This window comes from Tessaracoccus defluvii (genome assembly GCF_014489575.1).
GTDB lineage: Bacteria > Actinomycetota > Actinomycetes > Propionibacteriales > Propionibacteriaceae > Arachnia > Arachnia defluvii.
Genome location: NZ_CP060789.1, coordinates 1,441,614 through 1,464,914, shown reverse-complemented (window position 1 = coordinate 1,464,914; position 23,301 = coordinate 1,441,614). Strand labels below are relative to the sequence as shown.

General features: G+C 70.2%; 22 protein-coding genes and 5 pseudogenes. 25 read left to right on the top strand and 2 right to left on the bottom strand.

Annotation, left to right across the window (positions count from 1 at the left end; genetic code table 11):
• The 12 genes and pseudogenes from H9L22_RS07055 to H9L22_RS07000 all read left to right on the top strand — a co-directional run bounded on the left by H9L22_RS07055 (position 1) and on the right by H9L22_RS07000 (position 12,571).
• Positions 1-225 (top strand): Sec-independent protein translocase subunit TatA/TatB, encoded by a 225-nt coding sequence (locus tag H9L22_RS07055; RefSeq protein ID WP_187722155.1) that lies wholly within the window; start codon positions 1-3, stop codon positions 223-225.
• Positions 226-229: 4 nt separating this feature from the next.
• Positions 230-1,096 carry a twin-arginine translocase subunit TatC gene (tatC, locus tag H9L22_RS07050; protein WP_187722154.1) on the top strand — a complete coding sequence of 289 codons (867 nt, stop codon included), beginning with the start codon at positions 230-232 and terminating at the stop codon, positions 1,094-1,096.
• Positions 1,093-2,007 carry a diacylglycerol/lipid kinase family protein gene (locus H9L22_RS07045; RefSeq protein ID WP_187722153.1) on the top strand — a complete coding sequence of 305 codons (915 nt, stop codon included), beginning with the start codon at positions 1,093-1,095 and terminating at the stop codon, positions 2,005-2,007. Before tatC ends, H9L22_RS07045 begins: the two co-directional genes overlap by 4 nt.
• 31 nt (positions 2,008-2,038) lie before the next feature.
• A pseudogene (locus H9L22_RS07040) lies at positions 2,039-4,785 on the top strand (DEAD/DEAH box helicase).
• 32 nt (positions 4,786-4,817) lie between these two features.
• Positions 4,818-5,578, top strand: a pseudogene (hisF, locus tag H9L22_RS07035) (imidazole glycerol phosphate synthase subunit HisF).
• A gap of 41 nt (positions 5,579-5,619) precedes the next feature.
• Positions 5,620-6,018, top strand: coding sequence for an HIT family protein (locus H9L22_RS07030; protein ID WP_187722152.1), 399 nt, complete (start codon positions 5,620-5,622; stop codon positions 6,016-6,018).
• 122 nt (positions 6,019-6,140) lie between these two features.
• Complete coding sequence (locus tag H9L22_RS07025; protein ID WP_187722151.1) at positions 6,141-6,635, top strand: aromatic ring-opening dioxygenase LigA; 495 nt, start codon at positions 6,141-6,143, stop codon at positions 6,633-6,635.
• 278 nt (positions 6,636-6,913) lie between these two features.
• On the top strand, positions 6,914-8,656 hold the full coding sequence (locus tag H9L22_RS07020) for an acetolactate synthase large subunit (protein ID WP_187722150.1): 1,743 nt from the start codon (positions 6,914-6,916) through the stop codon (positions 8,654-8,656).
• A complete protein-coding gene (ilvN, locus tag H9L22_RS07015; protein ID WP_187722149.1) occupies positions 8,653-9,156 on the top strand; it encodes an acetolactate synthase small subunit in 504 nt (167 codons plus the stop codon). The genes H9L22_RS07020 and ilvN overlap by 4 nt, the downstream gene beginning before the upstream one ends.
• 22 nt (positions 9,157-9,178) lie before the next feature.
• Complete coding sequence (gene ilvC / locus H9L22_RS07010; RefSeq protein ID WP_187722148.1) at positions 9,179-10,207, top strand: ketol-acid reductoisomerase; 1,029 nt, start codon at positions 9,179-9,181, stop codon at positions 10,205-10,207.
• Between the two features lie 172 nt (positions 10,208-10,379).
• Positions 10,380-11,528: a PTS sugar transporter subunit IIA gene (locus tag H9L22_RS07005; protein ID WP_187722147.1), complete on the top strand. Its 1,149-nt coding sequence runs from the start codon at positions 10,380-10,382 to the stop codon at positions 11,526-11,528.
• Positions 11,525-12,571: a zinc-dependent dehydrogenase gene (locus tag H9L22_RS07000; RefSeq protein ID WP_187722146.1), complete on the top strand. Its 1,047-nt coding sequence runs from the start codon at positions 11,525-11,527 to the stop codon at positions 12,569-12,571. Before H9L22_RS07005 ends, H9L22_RS07000 begins: the two co-directional genes overlap by 4 nt.
• 55 nt (positions 12,572-12,626) lie before the next feature.
• On the opposite strand, the gene ptsP is transcribed toward H9L22_RS07000, so the two are convergent.
• The gene (gene ptsP / locus H9L22_RS06995; protein WP_187722145.1) at positions 12,627-14,291 is read right to left on the bottom strand and encodes a phosphoenolpyruvate--protein phosphotransferase; all 1,665 of its coding nucleotides are present in this window, start codon (positions 14,289-14,291) and stop codon (positions 12,627-12,629) included.
• A gap of 122 nt (positions 14,292-14,413) precedes the next feature.
• Between ptsP and H9L22_RS06990 the strand changes: the two genes are divergently transcribed.
• The 10 genes and pseudogenes from H9L22_RS06990 (at position 14,414) to H9L22_RS19660 (ending at position 20,503) form a co-directional block, all read left to right on the top strand.
• The gene (locus H9L22_RS06990) at positions 14,414-15,181 is read left to right on the top strand and encodes a DeoR/GlpR family DNA-binding transcription regulator (RefSeq protein ID WP_187722144.1); all 768 of its coding nucleotides are present in this window, start codon (positions 14,414-14,416) and stop codon (positions 15,179-15,181) included.
• Between the two features lie 93 nt (positions 15,182-15,274).
• Entirely contained in the window at positions 15,275-15,841 is a 567-nt protein-coding gene (locus H9L22_RS18730) for a carbohydrate kinase family protein (RefSeq protein ID WP_226966387.1), read from the top strand.
• Positions 15,733-16,248: a PfkB family carbohydrate kinase gene (locus H9L22_RS18725; protein WP_226966288.1), complete on the top strand. Its 516-nt coding sequence runs from the start codon at positions 15,733-15,735 to the stop codon at positions 16,246-16,248. Before H9L22_RS18730 ends, H9L22_RS18725 begins: the two co-directional genes overlap by 109 nt.
• Positions 16,249-16,281: 33 nt before the next feature.
• Positions 16,282-16,547 (top strand): annotated as a pseudogene (locus tag H9L22_RS06980) (HPr family phosphocarrier protein).
• Between the two features lie 75 nt (positions 16,548-16,622).
• Positions 16,623-17,663: a magnesium transporter gene (locus H9L22_RS06975; RefSeq protein WP_226966181.1), complete on the top strand. Its 1,041-nt coding sequence runs from the start codon at positions 16,623-16,625 to the stop codon at positions 17,661-17,663.
• Positions 17,588-17,908, top strand: coding sequence for a magnesium transporter (locus H9L22_RS18720; RefSeq protein ID WP_226966287.1), 321 nt, complete (start codon positions 17,588-17,590; stop codon positions 17,906-17,908). The genes H9L22_RS06975 and H9L22_RS18720 overlap by 76 nt, the downstream gene beginning before the upstream one ends.
• Before the next feature lie 40 nt (positions 17,909-17,948).
• Positions 17,949-18,599: a hypothetical protein gene (locus H9L22_RS06970; protein WP_187722143.1), complete on the top strand. Its 651-nt coding sequence runs from the start codon at positions 17,949-17,951 to the stop codon at positions 18,597-18,599.
• 1 nt (position 18,600) lies between these two features.
• Positions 18,601-19,635, top strand: coding sequence for a WXG100 family type VII secretion target (locus tag H9L22_RS06965; protein WP_187722142.1), 1,035 nt, complete (start codon positions 18,601-18,603; stop codon positions 19,633-19,635).
• Positions 19,593-20,369 (top strand): hypothetical protein, encoded by a 777-nt coding sequence (locus tag H9L22_RS06960; protein ID WP_187722141.1) that lies wholly within the window; start codon positions 19,593-19,595, stop codon positions 20,367-20,369. Before H9L22_RS06965 ends, H9L22_RS06960 begins: the two co-directional genes overlap by 43 nt.
• Positions 20,369-20,503, top strand: a complete 135-nt coding sequence (locus H9L22_RS19660; RefSeq protein WP_264292570.1) for a hypothetical protein — start codon at positions 20,369-20,371, stop codon at positions 20,501-20,503. The genes H9L22_RS06960 and H9L22_RS19660 overlap by 1 nt, the downstream gene beginning before the upstream one ends.
• A gap of 9 nt (positions 20,504-20,512) precedes the next feature.
• Here H9L22_RS19660 and H9L22_RS06955 read toward each other — a convergent pair whose 3' ends face one another.
• Positions 20,513-21,565, bottom strand: a complete 1,053-nt coding sequence (locus H9L22_RS06955; protein WP_187722140.1) for a 3-isopropylmalate dehydrogenase — start codon at positions 21,563-21,565, stop codon at positions 20,513-20,515.
• On the opposite strand from H9L22_RS06955, the pseudogene H9L22_RS20405 reads away from it, so the two are divergent.
• The 3 genes and pseudogenes from H9L22_RS20405 to H9L22_RS20060 all read left to right on the top strand — a co-directional run.
• Positions 21,540-22,409: pseudogene (locus H9L22_RS20405) on the top strand (hypothetical protein); the annotation flags it as partial. The gene H9L22_RS06955 and the pseudogene H9L22_RS20405 overlap by 26 nt on opposite strands.
• A pseudogene (locus tag H9L22_RS20400) lies at positions 22,346-22,735 on the top strand (homocitrate synthase/isopropylmalate synthase family protein); the annotation flags it as partial. The pseudogenes H9L22_RS20405 and H9L22_RS20400, both read left to right, overlap by 64 nt.
• A 116-nt stretch (positions 22,736-22,851) precedes the next feature.
• Positions 22,852-23,274 (top strand): alpha-isopropylmalate synthase regulatory domain-containing protein, encoded by a 423-nt coding sequence (locus H9L22_RS20060; protein WP_320060602.1) that lies wholly within the window; start codon positions 22,852-22,854, stop codon positions 23,272-23,274.
• Positions 23,275-23,301 lie beyond the last annotated feature (27 nt).

Sequence of the window (23,301 nt, the reverse complement as noted above, 5' to 3'; positions counted from 1 at the left end):
ATGCCTCTAGGTGGATGGGAACTGGCCATCGTCCTCGTCGTGGCGCTGTTGCTGTTCGGCGGCTCGCGGCTCGCGGGGATCGGCAAGGGTGTCGGTCGCTCGATCCGGGAGTTCAAGGAAGAGGTCAAGAGCTCCGACTCGCAGGCCAAGCCGGAGGTCGTCGACGCCGAGATCGTCCAGCCGGAGATCGATCCGCGCTCGGACGAGCAGAACACCGATCGCTGACGCGATGACCTCCGCAACCGCCGAACCGGACCGCAAGGGTCGGTTCGGGTGGCTGCGGCCCCCGGAGGGTGGCCCGGACGGGACCATGTCGCTGTTCGATCACCTGCGGGAGCTGCGCTACCGCATCACGGTGGTCGCCATCGGCGTCCTCATCGGGTCGATCATCAGCGCGTTCTTCTACCAGCAGCTGGTCTCCTTCGTGCTGGCGCCCTGGGAACGGGCGCGCACCGCGCTCGAGGAGAACCTCGGCGCGAGCACGATGATCGCCAACAACGGCGTCACGCAGGCCTTCACCGTCGCCGTCATCCTGTGCGTCGTGGCCGGGGTCATCCTCTCCTCGCCGCTCTGGCTGTGGCAGGTGTGGGCCTTCGTCGCGCCCGGCCTCGTCGCCAAGGAGAAGCGCTACGCGCTGGCCTTCGTCGCCGTCTCGCTGCCGCTGTTCCTCACCGGGACCGCGCTCGGCTACTTCGTGTGGCCCAAGGGCATCGAGGTGCTGTTGAGCTTCACGCCGAAGGACCAGGACATCACCAACATCCTGGACGTGGCCAACTTCCTCAGCATGGAGATCAAGGTGATGCTCGTCTTCGGGCTGAGCTTCCTGCTGCCGGTCGTGGTCGTCGGCCTCAACATGGCGGGTGTGGTGCGCGGCTACCAGCTCAAGAAGGCCCGCAAGGGAGTCGTGTTCGGCGCCGTCGTGCTGTCCGCCGTGGCCACCCCGACGACCGACCCGTTCTCGATGATGGCGCTCGGCGTGCCGATCGTCGGCATGTTCCTCATCGCCGAGGTGATCTGCCGCGCCTGGGACAAGAAGCGCGGGATCAGCGAGGAGACGGCGGAGGAGTTCGCCATCGACCTGGAAGACGGCAAGTGACCAACGAACTCGCGAAACGGCGGCTCGTCACCGTCGTCTGCAATGCCCGCTCCGGCGGGGGCAGGGCTGGACGGGTGCTGCCGAAGGTCCGCGCCCGGCTCATGGCCGGCCTCCCCGACGCCCAGCTGCACGTCGTCGTCTCGAACTCCTTCGAGGAGGCCCGCGACCTCACCCGGACGGCCGCGCTGAGCGCACGCGGCGGCGATCTCGTCGTCGTGATGGGCGGCGACGGCATGGCGCACCTCGGCCTCAACGCCTGCGCAGGCACCGAGGCGACCCTGGGGCTCGTGCCCGCAGGAACCGGCAATGATTTTGCGCGCGGCGTCGGCATCCCCGGCGGCATCCACGAGGCCGTCGAGGCCATCGTCCACGGCCGCACCCGGCAGGTGGACCTCTCCCACGTCATGAACCCGGACGGGCAGTACTACGTCGGGGCCGTCGTCTCCAGCGGCTACGACGCCCGTGTCAACCGGGCCACCAACGACATCCGGATCCGGCTCGGCGCGCTCAGCTACGGCTACATCGCGCTCCGGGAACTCGCGAACTTCTCTCCGCTGACCTACCGGCTCACCGTCGACGGTCAGGAGCGGGAGCTGCGGGCGATGCTGGTAGCGGTCGCCAACACCGGACTCTTCGGCGGAGGCATGCGCATCGCGCCCGACGCCGACCCCGCCGACGGGCTGCTCGACATCACCGTCATCAAGGAGGCCTCCCGCGGCAAGCTGCTGCGGCTGCTGCCCTCGCTGTATTCCGGCAACTTCGTCAAGGACCCGGCCGTCGAACTCCTGCGGGCACGCCACGTGACCGTCGACGGAGACGGGCTGTTCATCATGGGAGACGGCGAGGAACTGGGCCAGGTGCCCGCCACCGTCGAGATCGCGCCGGGAGCGCTCAGGGTCATCGTCGCCTAGCGCTGCTAGCGTGGACACGGTGAGCACCGAGATTCCCGCCGAGGTTGCCGAGTTCGCCTCCCTCTATCCGTACCGGCTCGACGACTACCAGGTCGAGTCGTGCGTCGAACTCGCCGCCGGCCGCGGCGTTCTGGTCGCGGCACCGACCGGTGCGGGCAAGACGGTCGTGGGGGAGTTCGCGGTGCACCTGGCCGTCACCAGCGGCCGCAAGTGCTTCTACACGACCCCCATCAAGGCGCTGTCGAACCAGAAGTACCACGACCTCGTCGAACGCTACGGCTCCGACCGGGTCGGGCTGCTGACCGGCGACATGACCGTCAACTCCGAGGCGCAGGTGGTCGTGATGACCACCGAGGTGCTGCGGAACATGATCTACGCCGGTTCCCCGACGCTTGGCAACCTCGGCTACGTGGTGATGGACGAGGTCCACTACCTGTCCGACCGGTTCCGCGGCGCAGTGTGGGAGGAGGTCATCCTGTCGCTCGCCGACTCGGTCTCCCTGGTGGCGCTGTCGGCGACCGTCAGCAACGTGGAGGACTTCGGCGACTGGCTGCGCACGGTCCGCGGCGAGTTCGCCGTCGTCGTGTCGGAGCGCCGTCCCGTGCCGCTCTACCAGCACGTGCTTGCCGAGAGACGCCTGGTCGACCTGTTCGAGGGCGTGGCCCCCACCGCGCAGGAGCGGCCGGCCGACCGGGCCGCGCGGGTCAACCGGGAGCTCCTGCAGATCTCGAAGGGCGAGGCCACCCGTGTCCGCGACGACGCCCGCAACCCGCGGGGACGTTCGGGCCGGGCCGCACCGGCCACGGGCGCGGCTCGGGGCAGTACGGGGGAGCGGCGCACCCCCGGTTCGCCGGCCGCCCGGCCGGCCGCGGCGAGGTGGCGATCGTGCTGGAGCGCGCCAACCTGCTCCCGGCCATTTACTTCATCTTCTCCCGCGTCGGCTGCGACGCCGCGGTGCGTCAGGTCGTCGACGGCGGCATCCGGCTGACCAATCGCGCCGAGGCCGAGCTGCTGGGTGACATCGCGGACCGGCACGTCGCCGGCCTCGGGGCCGCCGACCTGCGGGTGCTCGGCTACGAGGACTTCCGCCATGCCCTGACCATGGGGGTGGCGGCGCACCATGCTGGCCAGCTTCCCACCTTCAAGGCCATCGTGGAGGAGGGGTTCTCCACCGGCGCGCTGAAGCTGGTCTTCGCCACCGAGACCCTCGCGCTCGGCATCAACATGCCGGCCCGCACCGTCGTCCTCGACAAGCTCGTCAAGTACAACGGCGAGGCGCACGTCGACATCACCCCCGGCGAGTACACGCAGCTCACCGGACGGGCGGGCCGCCGCGGCATCGACGTCGAGGGACACGCCGTCGTCCTGTGGCAGCCGGGGATGGACCCGCGGGCCGTGGCGGGCCTCGCTTCGCGGCGCACCTACCCGTTGCGCTCCAGCTTCGCGCCCACCTACAACATGGCCGTCAACCTGATGGCGACCCTGGGCAGGGAGAGGGCCCGCGACCTGCTCGACGAGTCGTTCGCACAGTTCCAGACCGACCGCTCCGTCGTGCAGGCGACCCGGGCCGAGCGCGGCCTGCAGCTCGACATCGCCTCCGCGCGGGAGGCCGCCGAGTGTCACCTCGGCGACTTCATGGAGTACGCCCGGCTCCGCGACGAGGTGACACGGCTCGAGAGCACGTCGGCAAAGGCGAGGAAGCGGGAGCGGACCGAGGACGTCGGCGACTCCTTCACCCGGCTGATGGCCGGAGACCTCGTGCACCTGCCGCGGCAGGGCTGGTCCGTGGTGCTCCGCGTCGGTCAGAAGTCGAGCCGTGACGCCCAGCCCTGGGTGCAGACGATCTCCGCCGACCACACGGTGCTGAAGCTGCAGCCCTACGACGTGCCGGGACCGTTGCACCCCGTCGGGCGCGTCCGGGTGCCGCGCGACTTCTCGCTGAAGGACCGCCGCTCCCGCCGCGCCCTCCTGACGGCCATGTCGGACAAGCTCGAGGCTGTGTCGCCGGACGTCCCGGACACCGCGTTCCCGAGCGACGAGGCGGTCGTGGAGCAGATCGCGGGGCTGCGCCGCCAGCTGAAGGCCCACCCCTGTCACGCCTGCCCGGACCGCGAGGCCCACGCGGTGCACGCCGCCGCGATCCTGCGCCTCGAGCGGGAGGCCGCCCGGATCGAGGCCCAGGTCACCGGCCGCGCCAACTCGCTGGCTGTCCAGTTCGACCGGGTCACCGCCGTCCTCGGGGAGCTCGGCTACCTCGACGGCGGCGAGCTGACCGACGCGGGCAGGATGCTGCGGCGCATCTACAACGAGCTCGACCTCGTGGCCGCCGAGTGCATCCGCCGCGACGTCTTCGCCGGCCTCGACCCGGCGCAGCTTGCCGCCGTCGTGTCGTCGCTGGTCTACGAGTCGCGCCCGAGCCGCGACGCGGCCCACCCCCGCATGCCCGATGCGCTGTCGGAGCGCGCCCAGTCGGACCTGCGGTCCGTCTGGCGCGACGTCGGCCAGCTGGAGCGCCACCACAAGCGGGACCGGGGCCGGGAACCGGACATCGGCTTCGCCGAGGCGGCCTGGCGCTGGGCCAGCGGACAGGAACTGGCCAAGGTGCTCGCGCTCACCGGTCTCTCCGCCGGCGACTTCGTCCGCTGGGTGCGTCAGGTCGTCGACCTGCTCGGGCAGCTCGCCAACGCGGCCGGCCCCGGTGACCTGCGCCGCACCTGCCACACGGCGGCCGACGCTATGCGCCGTGGCGTCGTCAGCACGGATCTGAGCGAGGACTGACGCTCCGGTGCCGGCCCGGTAGCCTGACGCCCATGTCTGTTGCCCTCCGCGTGATCCCCTGCCTCGACGTCCACGACGGCCGCGTCGTCAAGGGGGTCAACTTCACCAATCTCCGTGACGCCGGCGACCCCGTCGAGCTGGCGGCCCGCTACTCGGCGGACGGCGCCGACGAGCTGACGTTCCTCGACATCTCCGCCTCCTCCGACGGCCGGGCGACCACGCGGGAGATGGTGACCCGGTGCGCGGAGAGCGTCTTCATCCCGTTGACGGTCGGCGGGGAGTGCGCAGCGTCGAGGACGTCGATGTCCTCCTGCGCTCCGGCGCCGACAAGGTGGGCATCAACACCGGCGCGCTCGCACGCCCCGACGTGATCGACGAGATCGCCCGCGTGTTCGGCAACCAGGTCCTCGTCCTCTCGCTCGACGCCAGGCGCGAGGCGGGGATGCCGTCCGGCTACGGGGTCACCACGCACGGCGGCCGCCGATCGGCGGGCATCGACGCCATCGCCTGGGCGCGGGAGGCCGCGGACCGTGGCATCGGGGAGGTGCTCCTCAACTCGATGGACGCCGACGGCACCACCGACGGCTTCGACCTCGACATGCTGCGCGCCGTCCGTGACGCGGTCGACGTGCCGCTGATCGCCTCCGGCGGCGCGGGGACCGTGCAGCACTTCATCGACGCGGCCGCCGTCGGCGCCGACGCCCTGCTCGCCGCCAGCGTCTTCCACTACGGCACCCTCACCATCGCCGACGTCAAGGCCGGGCTGCGCGGCGCCGGCTACGAGGTCCGCTGAATCGGCGGACGTCCCGTCAACGCATCACCGGAAAGGTCACCATGGACTGCCTGTTCTGCTCGATCATCGCGGGTGACATCCCGTCGAAGAAGGTCTACGAGGACGACGTCGCCTACGCGTTCCTCGACATCTCGCCCTGGCAGGAGGGCCACACCCTCGTCGTGCCGAGGCGGCACAGCACCGACATCCTCGACGACGACACCGTCCTGGCCGAGATCGCTCCCGCCGTCGCCCGCGTCGGCCGGCTGCTGAAGGAGAGGCTCGGCGCTGAGGCCTGCAACGTGGTGTCCAACGCCGGCGCCGTCGCCGGCCAGGAGGTGTTCCACACCCACGTGCACGTGCTTCCCCGCTATGCCGACACGCCGGGCATCGCCAACCTGAAGGTGCCTGTCGCCGCGCCGATGGACGACGTTTGGCGGAAACTGGGGGGCGCAGAGTAGCATCCCTCTGCTACACGTTGTAGGGGCCCCATGGTTAAGAGGAATCGGCCACTCCTAGAGTGGTCCTCATAACCGGGGTGCGTGGACGCGCTCCCGCAACAGATAACAGGGAAGGGACCTCAATGAAGGCCACCAAGATCGTCGGCGTCCTGTCGATCGTCGCCGGAATCATCATGATCGTCGCTGGCGCCCTCACCTGGGGCACCGTCACGTCGCAGCTCCAGGCCGAGCGGATCACCGTCCCCGGTGACTCGCAGTTCATGGGCGGCGCGTTCAAGAACAAGGAGGTCGGCGGCCCGCTGACGGCCTTCGCGCAGGCTGAAGCCATCAACATGCACGCCATGAAGGCGTCCGAGGGCAAGACCTACGCCGAACTCGGCGCGCTCGTCACCGAGAACAAGGACAACCCCGAGGTTGCCGAGAAGTACCAGGCCCAGCGCAACACCGTCATGAACGGCTCGTTCCTCCGCGCCTCCCTGTTCAGCTCCGTCATCGCCTACGGCGTGTCGGCCCTCGTGATGGGCCTCGGCCTGATCATCGGCCTCATGGGCTGGGCGTTCACCACCATCAAGCCCGCCGCTGCCGCCGACGCCGTCGTCGGGGACACCACGGCCTGATAGCCACCAGTTGCCACATGCCGACGGGTCGGGACGCGAGTCCCGGCCCGTCGGCGTCTCTGCCCGGCGTCTTACATGTCGGAACCGGTCAGGCCGAGGCTTGACACGCGTGGGGCCAGCGACGAAGGTTGACCCATGCCCATCAGCCGGCTCGTAGTCATCCACTAGCGCTTCGCGACGAATCCAGCGAAGCGCTCCCTCGTATGCCCAACCGGGCGGCGGGGGTTTTTTCTTGAAGGGGACCTACAAGCCGTGACTGTCACGAGAAGGGAGAGGCAATGACGCAGACTGACGGTCAGCTCATGACGGGGGCGCAGGCGCTCGTCGAGTCACTGGAACGAATGGGCGTCGACGTAGCGTTCGGTATCCCGGGCGGCGCCATCCTTCCGGCCTACGATCCGCTGTACGACTCGAAGATCCGCCACATCCTCGTCCGCCACGAGCAGGGCGCCGGCCATGCGGCCGAGGGCTACGCCATGGTGTCGGGCAGGGTCGGGGTCTGCATCGCCACCTCCGGCCCCGGGGCGACGAACCTGGTGACGGCGATCGCCAACGCCTACATGGACTCGACGCCGATCGTCGCCATCACCGGGCAGGTCAACAGCCACGCCATCGGCACGGACGCCTTCCAGGAGGCGGACATCCGCGGCATCACGATGCCGATCACCAAGCACAGCTTCCTCATCAAGAACGTCGCCGACATCCCGCTGGCCGTCAAGGAGGCCTTCCACATCGCCTCCACCGGCCGTCCCGGGCCTGTGCTGGTCGACATCGCCAAGGATGCGCTGGTCAACAGCGCCCCGTTCGTGTGGCCGGAGGAACTGGATCTGCCCGGCTACAAGCCGACCATCCGGCCCCACTCCCGCCAGATCCGTGCAGCCGCACGGCTCATCTCGGAGTCGACCCGCCCGGTCCTGTACGTCGGCGGCGGGGTCAGCCTCGCCCGCGCCCAGGATGAGCTCGCCGAGTTCGTCGCCAAGACCCGCATCCCCGTTGTCACCACGCTGATGGCCCGAGGGGTCCTCCCCGACAGCAACGAGCTGAACATGGGCATGCCCGGTATGCACGGCACCGTCGCCGCCGTCGGTGCCCTCCAGAAGGCCGACCTCCTCATCGCGCTGGGGACCCGTTTCGACGACAGGGTCACCGGCAAGCTGGACAGCTTCGCCGTCGGCGCGAAGATCATCCACGCCGACATCGACCCGGCGGAGATCGGGAAGAACAAGGCGGTCGACGTGCCCATCGTCGGCGACGTGAAGCTGACGCTGCAGCAGCTGACCGAGGCCATGGACGCGTATCCCGCGCCCGAGGCCGACGCGTGGCGCCGTCAGCTCGGCACCATGCGCGCCCGCTACCAGCCCCGCTGGGAGGAGGATCCGGACGGCAGGCTGTCGCCGCAGGAGGTCATCCAGCGCATCGGCCAGCTCAGCCCGCCCGACAGCATCTACGCGGCCGGAGTCGGCCAGCACCAGATGTGGGCGGCCCACTTCCTCCCGCACGAGAAGCCGCACCGGTGGGTCAACTCGGGCGGTGCCGGCACGATGGGCTTCTGTGTCCCTGCCGCCATGGGCGCCAAGGTCGCGAACCCGGACGCCACGGTGTGGGGCATCGACGGCGACGGCTGCTTCCAGATGACGAACCAGGAGCTCGTCACCTGCGCCCTCAACAACATCCCGATCAAGATCGCGGTGATCAACAACAACGCCCTCGGCATGGTCCGGCAGTGGCAGTCGCTGTTCTACGACGGCCGCTACTCCAACACGGACCTCTCCACCGAGACGCTGCCCAACTTCCCGATGCTGGCAGAGGCCATGGGCTGCCTGGGGCTGCGTGCCACCAACGAGGAGGAGATGGACGCCGCCATCACCAGGGCGCTCGAGGTCAACGACCGACCGGTCGTGATCGAGTTCGTGGTGCACAAGGACGCGATGGTGTGGCCGATGGTGGCCGCCGGCGTCAGTAACGACGAGATCCGGGTCGCCCGCGACATGGCGCCCGATTGGGACGAGGAGATCCTGTGAAGACCCACACCCTGTCCATCCTGGTCTCCAACCGGCCGGGCGTTCTCACCCGTATCTCCGCGCTGTTCTCGCGGCGCGGGTTCAACATCCAGTCGCTGGCCGTCGGCCCGACCGAGCGCGAGGAGGTCTCGCGCATGACGGTCGTCGCGCAGGTGGCCGACGAGGCGGCGCTCGAGCAGATCGTCAAGCAGCTGAACAAGCTGATCGAGGTCCGCAAGGTCCTCGAGCTCGGCGACAGCGCCGTCCGGCGTGAGATGGTGCTCGTCAAGGTCCGCGCGGACGCCGCGACCCGCAGCCAGGTCATCGACGTCGTCGGCCTGTTCCGTGGCAAGGCGGTCGACGTGTCCGCGGAGACTATCACCATCGAGGCCACCGGCAGCGACGAGAAGCTGCAGGCGCTGCTGGAGATGCTGTCCCCGCACGGCATCGTCGAGCTGGTCCAGTCGGGTCAGGTCGCGCTCGGGCGCGGCGCCAAGACCCTCACCGAGAAGTCAAAGTAGAAAGTAATCAAGGAGAAACCCCATGGCAGAAATGTTCTACGACAAGGACGCCGACCTGTCGATCATCCAGGGTCGTCACGTCGCGGTCATCGGCTACGGCTCGCAGGGCCATGCGCACGCGCTCAGCCTGCGTGACTCCGGCGTCGACGTCCGCGTCGGCCTGCGTCCCGGCTCGAAGTCGGCGGCCAAGGCCGAGGCGGAGGGGCTGCGCGTGCTGCCCGTCGCGGAGGCGGTCGAAGAGGCTGACCTGATCATGATCCTCGCGCCCGACCAGGTGCAGCGCACCGTCTACAAGGAGGAGATCGAGCCCCACCTGACCAAGGGTGACGCTCTGTTCTTCGCGCACGGCTTCAACATCCGCTTCGGCTACATCACCCCTCCCGAGGGCGTCGATGTGTGCATGGTCGCCCCGAAGGGGCCCGGCCACCTGGTGCGTCGTGAGTACGCCAACGGCCGCGGCGTTCCCGCGATCATCGCCGTCGAGGTCGACGCCACCGGCAACGCCTGGCCGCTGGCCCTGTCCTACGCCAAGGCGATCGGCGCCCTGCGCGCCGGCGGCATCAAGACCACCTTCACCGAGGAGACCGAGACCGACCTGTTCGGTGAGCAGGCCGTCCTCTGCGGCGGCGCGTCCGCGCTGGTCCAGGCCGGGTTCGAGACCCTCGTCGAGGCCGGCTACCAGCCCGAGGTCGCCTACTTCGAGTGCCTGCACGAGCTGAAGCTCATCGTCGACCTCATGTACGAGGGCGGCATCGCCAAGCAGCGCTGGAGCGTCTCCGACACCGCCGAGTTCGGCGACTACGTCTCCGGCCCGCGCGTCATCGACGCCCGGGTGAAGGAGAACATGAAGGACGTCCTCACGGACATCCAGAACGGCAACTTCGCCAAGCGCTTCATCGACGACCAGGATGCCGGGGCCCCGGAGTTCAAGGACCTGCGGGCCAAGGGCGAGGCGCACCCGATCGAGGCCACGGGCCGCGAACTGCGCAAGCTGATGAGCTGGGTCGAGACCTCCGACACCGACTACGTCGAGGGTTCCGCCGCTCGCTGAGCGACCCCCGCACCGTGAAGGGCCGGCACCTGCAGAGGTGCCGGCCCTTCTGTTTCCCGCGACACGTCCAAAACCAACATAAACACAGGAATAAATGTTGGGAACCTATTGACATGCGGCCGTCATCCACTTCCTCGGCGGCATCCACGAGATCTACTTCCCGTACGTCCTGATGAAGCCGATCATGATCGTCGCGATGATCCTGGGCTCCATGTCGGGCCTGTTCGTGGCGACGCTCACCGGTGCGGGTCTCGTCGCCCCGGCCTCGCCGGGATCGATCCTCGCGTACTTCGCGGTGACCGGCCCTGGCGGACACATCCCGATGATCCTGACGGTGCTCACCGCGACCGTGGTCTCCTTCGTCGTGGCCTCCGCCCTGCTGAAATTCGGCAAGGGCGCCGACGACACCGCGGCCGTCGAGGCCGCGACGCCGTCCGGCTCGTCCGTCGGCCACGTGGGTGGCCTGACGGCGATCGCGGGCGCCGCCATCCGCAAGGTGGTCGTCGCCTGTGACGCGGGCATGGGCTCGTCCGTGATGGTCGCCGGACAGCTCAAGAAGAAGCTCGCCCCGTACGGCGTCGAGGTCGTGCACACACCCGTCGACGAGATTCCCGCCGACGCCACCGTCGTGCTGACGCAGGAGGGACTCGCGAGTCGGGCCGCCAAGCGGGTGCCAGGAAGCCTGATCGTCCCCTTCGCGACGTACCTGGGGGACCCGGCCTTCGACAGGGTCGAGACCGCGATCCGCGAGGGCCGCGACTTGACCGCTACAGGGCTGGGCGAGCCGTCCGGACAGGTCCAGGACACGCCCGTCCCGGCCGAGGCGACGCCGGCACCGGCCGCCGCCCCGAGGAAGCGCCGCAAGACGTTGCAGGCCGGAGTGCTGCCGCGCGAGAACGTCCGGCTGGGGCTCACCGCGACGAGCAAGGACGACGCGATCCGACAGGCGGGCCAGGTGCTCGTCGACTCGGGCGCAGCGGCTCCCGGCTACATCGACGGCATGCTCGCTCGCGAGCTGCAGACCACCACCTACCTGGGCGAGGGCGTCGCGATCCCGCACGGAACCAACGAGTCCAGGAGGTACATCTCCAAGGCAGCGCTGGGGTTCCTGCAGTTCCCCGGCGGAGTCGACTGGGACGGCGAGACCGTCCACGTCCTGATCCCCATCGCGTCGAACAGTGACGAGCACGTCTCGATCCTGTCGGCTCTGGCCACGACCCTCGCCGACCGGGGCAACGCCGAGCGGCTGCGCGGCGCCACCGACGTCGACGAGGTGCTGGCGCTGCTGACTCCGCAGGAGGAGGAGGTGAGCGCACAGTGAGGGCGCTTCGCTACCACGCGCCCGGTGACGTGCGCATCGAGGACGTGCCGGAGCCGGTGTGTGGGCCGGACGAGGTCAAGATCCGCGTCCGCAACTGTTCGACCTGCGGCACCGACGTCAAGATCCGCGCCAACGGGCACGTCAACATCACCCGCACCACCACCATGGGCCATGAGGTCGCCGGGGAGGTCGTCGAGGTGGGGGCCGCGGCGGTCGGTGGGTTCCGGCCGGGGGACCGGGTGCAGGTGATCGCAGCCGTCCCCTGCGGCGACTGCCACGAGTGCCGTCGCGGCTGGATGGCCGTGTGCCAGAACCAGACGTCCGTCGGGTACCAGTACGACGGAGGGTTCGCGGAGTACATGATCGTGCCGCCGCAGGTTCTCCGCGTCGACGGGCTCAACAGGATCCCCGACGGCGTCGGGTTCCCGGAGGCCTCCGCCGCCGAGCCGCTCGCCTGCGCGATCAATGCGCAGGAGCAGCTCGGCATCGAGGAGGGCGACTTCACCGTGGTGTTCGGTGCGGGCCCCATCGGCTGCATGCACATCAGGGTGGCCCGCGGCCTGCACAAGGTGGGCACCGTGGTGCTGGTCGACATCAACGCCGAGCGCCTCGCACTGTCCGCCGCCGCCGTCGCGCCCGACATCGTCATCGACGCGTCGAAGGTGGACGTCGTGGCGGAGGTGCTGCGGCTCACCGAGGGTCGCGGCGCCGACGTCATCATCACGGCGACGCCCGCGAACGTGGTGCAGGAGCAGGCGGTCGCCATGGCCGCCCGCAACGGCCGCATCTCGTTCTTCGGTGGCCTGCCGAAGACGAACCCGACGATCACGCTCGACAGCAACCTGGTGCACTACCGCCAGCTGCACCTGCACGGGGCCAACGGGTCCGCGCCGGCACATCACCGGGCGGCGCTCGGCTACATCGCCGACGGGAGCATCCCCGTCGGCGACCTGATCACCGAGCGGCTTCCGCTGGAGCGGGCCGCCGAGGCGCTGGACATCGTCGCCGAGGGCCGTGCCATCAAGGTGACCATCGAGCCCTGACCGCACACGCGAGGGGGCCCGGAGCGAATCGCTCCGGGCCCCTCGTCGTTTCCGGTCAGCCGAGCAGGCGGCGGGCCAGTTCCCTGGCGTCGCGGGCGTTGCGTGCGGACGCCACCTGGGCGGCGGCCTCGCGGCACTGCTCGAGGGTCACCTTGCCCAGCTGGACGCCGACCGTCGGGATCGCCGTCACCGCCATCGACAGCGAGCTGATGCCGAGCCCGATCAGGACGCAGGCCAGCAGCGGGTCGGCCGCAGCCTCGCCGCAGACGCCGACCGGCTTGCCTGCCCGGCCGCCGGCGTCGGCGGCGAGCTGGATCAGCCGGAGCACGGCCGGCTGCCAGGGGTCGGTCAGGGTGGCGAGCCTGCTGGACATCCGGTCGGCGGCCATCGCGTACTGGGTCAGGTCGTTGGTGCCGATCGAGAAGAAGTCGACCTCCGCGAGGAACTGGTCGGCCAGCAGCGCGGCCGCGGGGATCTCGACCATGATCCCGGGCTTGAGGTTCCTCGCCCGGCACAGCTCGGCGAACTCGTAGGCCTCATCGACGGTGGCGACCATCGGGGCCATCACCCAGGGATCCGTCGCGCCGGTGTCCTCCGCGGCCTGCGCGATGGCGTCGAGCTGACGCTCGACGATGCCGGCGTTGGTCCAGCCCAGCCGGATGCCGCGGACCCCGAGCGCGGGATTCTCCTCGTGCTCGTGGTTGGCGAACGGGACGGGCTTGTCCGAACCCGCGTCGAGCGTCCGCACGACCACCTTCGAGCCGGGGAATGCGGCGAACACCTCGCCGTAGATGCGTGCCTGGTCGTCCACGGAGGGCTCGGTCCTCGCCGTGAGGAAGCACAGCTCGGTGCGGAACAGCCCCACGCCCTCGGCCTCGCCGGCGCTGGCCCTCCTGGCGGCGGCGCCGTCCTGGACGTTGGCAAGTAACTGGACGGCGACGCCGTCGGAGGTGCGGGCCGGGCCGCGCCAGGCAGCGATCTCCGCGGCCAGGGCCGCGCTCTCGGCCACGAGGCGGCGGGCCTCGACCGGATCGGGGGAGACGGTCAGGATGCCGCTGGTGCCGTCGACGAGCAGCATCTGACCCTCGGCCACGTCGCCGAGGGTCGCCGCCGCGACGACGCAGGGGATCCCGAGCTGCCGGGCGATGATCGCCGTGTGGCTCGTCGGCCCGCCCAGGCGGGTCACGAGGGCGAGGACGAGCGAGGGGTCGAGCCCGGCGGTGTCGGCCGGGGCGAGGTCGTCGGCACACAGGATGACCGGCGAGTCGGGCCTCGGCACCCCCGGCTCGGGCAGGCCCATGAGCTCGGCCAGCACCCGGTTGCGGATGTCGCGCAGGTCGGTGGTGCGCTCGGCCATCAGGCCTCCGAGCTTCTCGAACTGGGTGACGAACTGCTCGATCGCCTCCGTGGTGGCGGTCTCGGCCCTTGCGCCGGCGTTGATGAGTTTGGTGGCGGCCCTGAGCCACCCGCGGTCCCGCGCGAGTGCTGCGGTGGCGCCGAGCACCTCCGTGGCCACGCCGGTCGCCGCGCTCGCCCGGTCGGTGAAGCGACCCGCGACGGTCTCGGCCGCCGCCTTGAAGCGCTCGACCTCGGCGGGTCGGTCCTCCTCGGCGAGGCTGCCGCTCACCGGCGGTGGCACCGGAGCGGGCCTGGTCCAGGCGGTCGGGGCGTACACGAAGCCGGCGACGACGCCGGTGCCGCGAAGGGTGACGGGTTGCATGGGACCTCCACGTGAACGGTTTCCCCCATCGTCGCCAGATATCTTCGGCAAGTCAACAGATATGGCATGGTTTCCTGTGGGATCATGTCCGAAATGATCCTGTTCGGACCGGAGGTGGCGGAATGTACGCAGAGGAGCGCCAGCACGACATCGTCGCGCTCGCCCGGGGCCTTGGCCGGGTATCGGTCTCAGAGCTCGCGGGGCGCTATGAGGTGACCTCGGAGACGATCCGACGCGACCTCGACGCCCTCGCCTCGAAAGGGCTGCTGAGCCGGGTTCATGGCGGTGCCGTGCCGGCCGAGAAGCTGCGGCTCACTGAGGCCTCGCTCCGTGACCGCGAGGTCGAGTCGGGGGAGCAGAAGCTCGCGATCGCCGAGCGGGCCGTGTCGCTGCTGCCGCGTCGCGAGGGGCTGACCCTGCTGCTCGATGCGGGCACCACCACGGCGCATGCGTGCGAGCTGCTCCCTCCGTGGGTGAGCGCGGTGGTCACCAACTCCGTGCCGATCGCCGGTCGGCTGGCCGAGCGGCACGAACTGAATGTGCTGCTGCTGGGCGGGCAGGTCCGGGGTCTCACGCAGGCCACCGTCGGAGCCATGGCGATCGCGACGCTGGCCGACATCCGGGTGGATGTGGCCTTCCTGGGTGCGAACGGATTCTCCGTCGGGCACGGCTTCTCGACGCCCGATCCGGCGGAGGCGGCGGTCAAGCGGGCCATGATCGCTTCCGCGCGGGAGGCGTACGTGCTGGCCGACGCCGCGAAGTTCGGCGCCGACTACCTGGTGAGCTTCGCCGGGGTCGATGAGGTGGACGGACTGGTCACCGATCAGGCCCTCGACCCCGGCGCCGTCGCGGCCCTGCGTGCGGCGGAGATGGACGTCCACCTGGCCTGAACCTGTGTTCGTGTTGGAATATGCCCGAATGTCTTGCGTAAGCGGGGCAATGCCGTATAAACGGACATAGGGCGCGATGGGCAGGGAGGCTCCATGGACACCGAAGTGGTCACCTTCACGGCGAACCCGAGCCTCGATCGGACGATCGAACTGAGCGGCCCGTTGTGCATCGGTGCGGTGCAGCGTGCAGCCGCCGTCACTGAACAGGCCGGCGGCAAGGGCCTCAACGTCGCGCGGGTTCTCATGGGAGCCGGCAGGGCCGCTGTCGCCGTCGCGCCGGAGGTCGATGCGAGCTTCCGACGGCTCGCGGCGCTGGCGCCCGCGGTGCCACTCGTTGCGGATGACCTGCCGACCGGGAGGCGCGTGCGCATCAACACGGCCATCACGGAGCCCGACGGGACCACGACCAAGGTCAACGAGTCCGGCCCGGCTCTGACGACCGCGGCGGCCGCACGGGCCGAGGAGAGCCTCGCCGGCGCAGTGGCGGGCGCGAGGTGGGCCGTGCTCAGCGGATCGCTGCCCCCGGGGCCCCGACGCACTGGTATGCGAACCTGTCCCGGGCGGCCGCGGCCGCGGGCGCCCTCGTCGCCGTCGACACTTCGGGAGCACCGCTCACGGCCGTCGTGTCCGCCGTCCCCGCCGCGCGGATCGACCTGCTGAAGCCGAACGCGGAGGAACTCGCCCACCTTGCCGGAGGAGACGGCGACGCCTTCGAGGCGGCGGCCCTGCGTGGTGAGGTCGACGGCATCGTCGCGGCGGCCAGGAGACTGGTGAGTGGCGGCATCGGCGCCGTGCTCGTCAGCCTCGGCGCCGCCGGCGCCGCGCTGGTCACGCAACGCGGCGCGTGGTTCGCCAGGGCTCCCCGCATCACCGTGCGCAGCACCGTCGGCGCGGGGGACTCCTCGGTCGCGGGCTACGTTCTCGCCCACCTCGCAGGCGGAGACGAATCGGCCTGCCTCGCCTCCGCCATCGGTTATGGTGCTGCTGCGGCGGCGCTGCCGGGCACCACCCTGCCGACGCCGGACGACGTGGCGGCGCGGGCCCCCCAGGTTGTCGCCGTCGCCTGAGGCGGTGCAAGCAAGCAGTTTCGAAGGAGAGACATGGCAAGCAGGAACGTGATCGTTGGATCTTCCGTCGGGCTCCATGCCCGCCCGGCCGCCCTCGTGGCGCAGGCCGCCGCCGAGTACGACGACGACATCACCATCCGCCTGGCGGACATGGACCCGGAGGAGGCGGTCGACGCCGGCTCCAGCCTGATGATCATGTCGCTGGGGCGGAGGCAGGGGCCGAGGTGATCGTCGAGTCGGACAATGCGGAGGCCGTCGACAAGCTCGCGGAACTGATCGCCGTCGATCTCGACGCCTGACCCCGGCCCCGCGGGGCGGCCGCCCCGCGACTCGCCGGAGTGGGAGGATGGGCCAGCCAGGAAACGGGAGGGCCCATGGGAGACAACGTTGGTGAGGTGCTGCTCGAGCCGCACGAGATCGCGGATGCGATAGCACGCCTGAGCGATGTCGCCGCCGCAGTCGAGTTCCGGGGACTGCCGAAGTCGACGGCGATCGAGGTCTTCGAGGAACTCGATCCGTTCGACCAGCAGCGGCTGCTCGCGGGGATGCGCGACGACGGTTTCCGTGAGGTCGTCGAAGCGATGCACCACGACGATCGCGCCCGCATGCTCGGCGAGGCGCCGGCCAAGGTGGTGGCGCGGGCCCTGGCGGGCCTCGGCCAGGAAGAGCGGCGGATCACGGCGGCCCAGCTGGGCTTCCCCGCCGGATCGGTCGGCCGCATGATGACCCCGGCGGCCGTTCCCATCCCGCGGACCGTCACCGTCCGGGAGGCGCTGGAACTCGTGCGCGCCGTCGGCTCGCGGGCCGACAGCATCCACACGCTGCCCCTCGTCGACGACGGACGGGTCGTCGTCGGCGTCGCGACGCTGTCCGCCCTCGTCCTCGCCGAGCCCGAGCAGCCCGTCCAGGACGTGGCAGACGGGGACCTGCACGTCGTCACGGGGACCGACTCCGCGGAGGAGGCGGCCCGACTCATCCAGGAGACCAACGATGTGGACCTCGTCGTCGTCGACAGTGAGGGACGCCTCCTGGGGCTCCTGACCGGTGACGATGCCATGGAGGCCCTCGAGGAGGCAGGCAACGAGGACGCCGCGCGCCTGTCGGGCGCCGAGCCCTGGGAGGGGCACTTCGCCGCGGTCGGCGTGTTCCGGCTCGCCCGCTACCGTGCGCTGTGGCTGAGCCTTCTCCTGGTGGCGGCCGCGGGAACCGTAACTGTCACCCAGGCCTTCGAGGACACGCTCGCGCAGGTCGCCCAGCTGGCCCTGTTCATTCCCATGCTCATCGGTGCAGGGGCAACGCGGGCGCGCAGGCCGCCACGGCGTCGGTCCGAGCCCTCGCGATCGGTGAGGCCCGTTTCTCCGACCTCGGCCGCGTCATTTGGCGTGAACTGCGGGTGGGTCTGCTGCTGGGCCTGATGCTGGCAGCGCTCGGTCTGGTGGTCGGTGGCTTCTTCGTCTCCTGGCCCATCGCCTCGGTGGTCGCCGCCAGCCTGGTGGTGATCTGCACCTGGGCCGCCACGATAGGAGGCGCGATGCCGCTGATCGCGCGCAGGATCGGTATCGACCCGGCCGTCGTGTCGGCACCGTTGGTCACCACGCTCGTCGACGCGACGGGGCTCGTCATCTACTTCAGCCTGGCGAAGGTCATCCTCGGCCTCTGAACGACGGTCGGGTGACACCGCCGGGCCCTAGGCTCCAGGCATGACCACGCACCCGGACCTTCCCGCCGCCGCGCGGCTGATGGAGGCGGCCCGCTCGCTGCGACTGGAGGCGCAGGCGCTGCGCCGACTGTCGCCGCCGCGCAGGGCGGGCAGTCAGACGGCCGAGGCTGATGTCGACGCTGACGGTAGACTGCTCGCGCTCCGACTGCTCGACCCGCGTCTGCTGCCCGCGGCCCAGTGGGGGAGTCATCTCGTCGAACTGTCCCGCGCCGTGCTCGTTGGTGGCGCCGTCGACGGCGTGACGGTGGTGGATCTTCCGGTGGAGGCGGTTCCGCCGGCCTCCCGCGGCCTCGGCCCGGGCCGCTTCTCGTTCCCTTCCGGTATCGACGGGGACGCTCCGCCCGCCGTCGTCCTCGCACAGGTCAATGCGCGGCTGCGGTCGCGTTTCGCCGCCGCGGAGTCGGTCTCGGCCAAGGTGGCCGAGCTTGACGGCGTCGGGCGCGCGGGCGACGACGACGCGGTCATGATCCGTGTCGGCTCGCTTGGGCAGCTCCTCGAGGCGCGGGTGAGCAGCTTCCTCGGTTCCGCGCCGGTCGAGGTGGTCAACGACCTCCTCGCGGCGGCGATCGCGGCCGCCCACGACGACCTGCGGCGCCAGATCGACGCGCTGCTCGACCAGGACGGCAGCTGACATGGCGGATCCCACCAGCTGGAACCCCGGCCAGATCGACGCCATGGGGCGTGCGGTCAGCTCGGAGGCCGGGGTCCTGGCCTCGCTGAGCGGCCGGGTCATCCCGCCGTCGACACACGCCTTCGGCGCACTGCTCGCGCCCCCCGCGACGAACGCGTTTCCCTTCACCACCGACGGGGTCCGCTGCTTCCTCGACCGTTCCGGCGAAGCCGTCGGCCGGATGGGGGCCGGGCTGGCGTACTCCGCCGCCTCCTACGAGAACTCCGAGGAACAGGCCACCGAGTTCGCCAACCGGATCGCCGGCCGCGGCGGGGCGGGCGGGTCGCAGTCGGGGCCGTCCCCGGTCGACATCACACCGCGCGGGCACTGGCGGACCGCCAAGTCGATCCTCGGTGACGGCGCAGGCCGCGGCGGGGACGCGTTCGCCGGCGGAAACGTCGCCTCCGTGCTCATGCCGACGGCCCTCGACTGGCTCAACGTGCCCGTCGCCGTCCAGGAGATGGTCGCCACCGGCCTGGGATTCCTCGCGGCTACCCTGATCAGCTACTTCCCTCCTTTCGACGACGCTCTCGAGAAGCTGACCGGTGACCCGGACGCGATCCGTGCGTTCCGGTCGGCGATGGAGGCGCTCGCCACCAACCTCGGATCCCATGCGGACCGCATCGATGACAGCACCCGCATGGCGCCGGGCTGGGTCGGCGACGCAGCCGACGCCTACGGCGAGTACGCCACCATCCAGGAGGCCTGCATGCGGGCTGCGGAGGCGCTCGTCGACGTCATCGGACCCAGCGTCGAGGGGGTGGCAGCCAACACGGGCCAGGCCCGGAAGATGGTGGTGGCGATCCTCGTCAACGTGATCGAGGAGATCGTGCGCGCCGCGATCCCCAACCTGTTCTGGCTGAAGGTGGCCCTCGGGTTCGCCTTCCTCCCCTCGGATTCATCGTCAGCGGGGCCATCATCGCCACCATCCTCGCCCGGTTCATCGCCTGGGTCGTGGAGTTCCTCGCCACCGAGATGCAGGTCATCGCGCAGCTGATGCGCGATGTCGCCCAGCAGGGCTCCGGCTACCTCGGCCAGATCCGGCAGCTCGGCCAGACCATGGAACGGGCCGGCATCGCGCTCGAGACCGGCATGGACCCGGGCACCGGCTACGGCGTCCACGACGGTTCGATCGCTGACTCGATGCTGGGGACCGCACCCGATCCGCGTGACGGCAGCCTCGTCGATCTGATGGCGGGCGACGTGCCCGACGGCTACTCCGAGGTCACCGATGCGGAGACCCTCGCCCAGCTGGGCCTGACCCCCGACATGCTCGCCGACGAGGGCAACGGCTTCCGTGCGCACGTCTACCGCGACGCCGACGGCAACTACGTCGTCCTGTTCGAGGGCACCGACTTCGAGGACCCGGAGCAGCGGGACCTCCTGCAGGAGAATCTGCCCGGCGGCACCGGCATGGGGCCACAGTCAGAGATGGCGATGCGGATCGCGCAGGCGATCAGCGGCAGCCATCTGCAGGATCAGGTCATCTACGCGGGCCACTCGCTGGGGGGCCGGCTCGCCGCCGTCGCAGCGATGACCAGCGGAAACCCCGCGGTGACGGCGAACGCGGCGGGCGTGAGCCCTGCCCAGATCGAGTACATCGCCCAGGCGAACGGGATGACGACGCAGGAGGTGCGGCAGGCCCTCGACAGCGGTCTCGTCCGTGCCTACCGCACCGACGACGACATCCTGACGGGCTCCAGGAGAGATACCCGATCATTCCGGGCCTGATGCCCGACGCCGTCGGCTCCACGATCGACCTGCCGGGTGACAAGGAACCCGTGGAAGGCCACGGGGCGGACAACGTGCAGGAGCAGTACAACCGCCAGTACGGGACAGGGCGCCAGGAGAGCCTGACGCCCTGACCCTCGGGCTCAGGCCAGGCGGGCGGCGATCCTGTCGCCGATCTCGACGGTGCCGAGCTTCTCAGCGCCGCGGGCTGCGATGTCCTCGCTGACGGCGCCGTCGATCCGGGCAGCCAGCTCGGGCCGGCCGAGGTGGTCGAGCAGCAGCGCCATCGACGAGATGGCCGCGGTCGGATCGGCGATGCCCTTGCCCGCGATGTCCGGTGCCGAGCCGTGCACGGGCTCGAACATCGACGGGAACTCGCCGGTGGGGTTGATGTTGGCCGAGGCGGCCAGGCCGATGCCGCCGGTGACGGCGGCGGCAAGGTCGGTGACGATGTCGCCGAACAGGTTGTCGGTGACGATCACGTCGAACTGGGCCGGGTCGACGACCAGCGCGATCATGGCGGCGTCGATGTGCAGGTAGCGGCGCTCGACCTCCGGGAACTCCTCGCCCACCTCATTGAAGATGCGGTTCCAGAGCGAGCCCGCGTTCACGAGCACGTTGTGCTTGTGCAGCAGGGTGATGTGGCGGCGGCGGGCCTGCGCACGCCGGTAGGCGTCACGGACGACGCGCTCGACACCGTAGGCGGTGTTGACGGAGACCTCGGTGGCCAGCTCGTGCGGGGTGCCGACGCGCACCGCCCCACCGTTGCCGCAGTAGAGGCCCTCGGTGCCCTCGCGCACGACGACGAAGTCGACGTCGCGCCCGGCGACGATCCGCTGGTCGAGCGGGGTGGGGACGCCGGGGTACAGCTTCGAGGGGCGCAGGTTGATGGCGTGGTCGAACGCGAAGCGCAGCTTCAGCAGCAGGCCGCGCTCGAGCAGGCCGCTGGGGATTGCCTTGGAGCCGGGGGCTGCGCCGACGGCGCCGAGCACGATGGCGTCGACGCCCTTGAGCTCCTCGAGGACGGAGTCGGGGAGCACCTCGCCCGTGCGCTGCCAGCGCTCGGCGCCGAGGTCGTAGTGCACGAAGTCGAACACGTCCTGCCCGGCGACGGCGGTCAGCGCCTTGAGGGCCTCCGCGGTCACCTCCGGGCCGATTCCGTCGCCGCCGATGACGGCAATCCTGGCTGAAGTCATGGCGGGAACCCTACGCGAACGCCGTCGGCCACCACCGAACGTCTCAGGTGTCCGTCCATTGGCTGAGACGTTTCCGACCCTCGTGGCGGCGTATTGTGCGGTGAGTTTCGCCCATCGATCTGGAGTGCCAATGCCGACGCTGCCCCTGCAACCCGCAGAGTTCCACGTGTTCGACACCTCGCTGCGCGACGGCGCGCAGCAGGAGGGGCTGCACCTGTCGGTCACGGACAAACTCCGGATCGCCGGCTACCTCGACGAACTGGGCGTCACCTTCATCGAGGGCGGCTGGCCCGGCGCAAACCCCGCCGACACGGAGTTCTTCCAGCTGGCGAAGGGCATCGGCCTCCAGCGCTCGAAGCTGGTCGCGTTCGGCGCCACCCGCAAGGCAGGCGGGAAGGCCTCCGAGGATGCCCTCACGCGCGCCCTCGTGGAGGCGGACACCGAGTACATCGCCATCGTCGCGAAGTCGCACGCGGACCACGTCGAGCGGGCGCTGCGGACCACGCTCGAGGAGAACCTCGCGATGATCAGCGACACGGTGACCTTCCTGCGGTCGCAGGGGCGGCGCGTCTTCGTCGACGCAGAGCACTTCTTCGACGGCTACCGCGCCAACCCCGACTACGCGATCCAGGTGGTCCGGACCGCGCACGAGGCCGGCGCCGAGGTCGTCGTCCTGTGCGACACGAACGGCGGCATGCTGCCCAGCTGGATCGGCGGGATCGTCGCCGCCGCGGCCGCGACGGGCGCCCAGCTCGGCGTGCACGCCCACAACGACACGGCGTGCGCCGTCGCCAACACCCTCGCCGCCGTCGAGGCTGGCGTCATGCACGTGCAGGGCACCTTCAACGGCTACGGCGAGCGCACCGGCAACGCCGACCTGTCCGCGCTGATCCCCAATCTGCAGCTGAAGTACGGCTGGGACATCCTGCCCCCGGGCAGCTGGCCGACCTCACGCGGGTGGCGCACGCGATCGCGCTGGTCGCCCACCAGCCGCTGCTCGGGCGCCAGCCCTACGTCGGTCAGTCCAGCTTCGCCCACAAGGCGGGCCTGCACGCCTCGGCGATCAAGGTCGACGAGAACCTCTACCAGCACATCGATCCTGCGCTGGTCGGCAACGACATGCGGATGCTCATCTCCGACATGGCCGGTCGGGCCAACATCCAGATCAAGGGTGAGCAGCTCGGGTTCGACCTCAACGACCGTGAGCTCGCCGCCCGCGTCACCGAGGTCGTCAAGGGCGTGAGGCGGAGGGGTACTCGTACGAGTCCGCCGACGCGAGCTTCGAGATGCTCCTGCGCGATCAGCTCGGCATCCTCGACCTGCCGTTCCTGGTGGAGTCGTGGCGGGTGTTCACCGAGGAAAGGGTCGGCGACAACATCTCCGAGGCGACCGTCAAGCTCACCGCCAAGGACGCACGGCAGATGGTGGTCGGTGAGGGCAACGGCCCCGTCAACGCCCTCGACGCGGCGCTGCGGGCCGCGCTGATCCCCGCGTTCCCCGCGGTGGCTGAGTTCGAGCTGACCGACTACAAGGTCCGCATCCTCGACGACGGCCACGGCACCGATGCCACGGTCCGGACCCTGATCGACACCTCCTTCGGCGGCGAGACGTGGACGACCGTCGGCGTGGGCACCAACGTCATCGAGGCCTCCTGGGAGGCGCTGTCCGACGCGCTGGCGTACGGGATCATGACGCACCTGGACGACTGAGTACCTGCCCGCGGCGCGCGGGCGACT

Bases quoted from the DNA above. Each gene is read 5' to 3' on its own strand.
- H9L22_RS07055 (WP_187722155.1), top strand. From the start codon at position 1: ATGCCTCTAGGTGGATGGGAACTGGCCATCGTCCTCGTCGTGGCGCTG.
- tatC (WP_187722154.1), top strand. From the start codon at position 230: ATGACCTCCGCAACCGCCGAACCGGACCGCAAGGGTCGGTTCGGGTGG.
- H9L22_RS07030 (WP_187722152.1), top strand. From the start codon at position 5,620: ATGGACTGCCTGTTCTGCTCGATCATCGCGGGTGACATCCCGTCGAAG.
- H9L22_RS07025 (WP_187722151.1), top strand. From the start codon at position 6,141: ATGAAGGCCACCAAGATCGTCGGCGTCCTGTCGATCGTCGCCGGAATC.
- H9L22_RS07020 (WP_187722150.1), top strand. From the start codon at position 6,914: ATGACGCAGACTGACGGTCAGCTCATGACGGGGGCGCAGGCGCTCGTC.
- ilvC (WP_187722148.1), top strand. From the start codon at position 9,179: ATGGCAGAAATGTTCTACGACAAGGACGCCGACCTGTCGATCATCCAG.
- H9L22_RS07005 (WP_187722147.1), top strand. From the start codon at position 10,380: ATGAAGCCGATCATGATCGTCGCGATGATCCTGGGCTCCATGTCGGGC.
- ptsP (WP_187722145.1), bottom strand. From the start codon at position 14,291: ATGCAACCCGTCACCCTTCGCGGCACCGGCGTCGTCGCCGGCTTCGTG.
- H9L22_RS06990 (WP_187722144.1), top strand. From the start codon at position 14,414: ATGTACGCAGAGGAGCGCCAGCACGACATCGTCGCGCTCGCCCGGGGC.
- H9L22_RS18730 (WP_226966387.1), top strand. From the start codon at position 15,275: ATGGACACCGAAGTGGTCACCTTCACGGCGAACCCGAGCCTCGATCGG.
- H9L22_RS06975 (WP_226966181.1), top strand. From the start codon at position 16,623: ATGGGAGACAACGTTGGTGAGGTGCTGCTCGAGCCGCACGAGATCGCG.
- H9L22_RS06970 (WP_187722143.1), top strand. From the start codon at position 17,949: ATGACCACGCACCCGGACCTTCCCGCCGCCGCGCGGCTGATGGAGGCG.
- H9L22_RS06965 (WP_187722142.1), top strand. From the start codon at position 18,601: ATGGCGGATCCCACCAGCTGGAACCCCGGCCAGATCGACGCCATGGGG.
- H9L22_RS19660 (WP_264292570.1), top strand. From the start codon at position 20,369: ATGCCCGACGCCGTCGGCTCCACGATCGACCTGCCGGGTGACAAGGAA.
- H9L22_RS06955 (WP_187722140.1), bottom strand. From the start codon at position 21,565: ATGACTTCAGCCAGGATTGCCGTCATCGGCGGCGACGGAATCGGCCCG.
- H9L22_RS20060 (WP_320060602.1), top strand. From the start codon at position 22,852: ATGCTCCTGCGCGATCAGCTCGGCATCCTCGACCTGCCGTTCCTGGTG.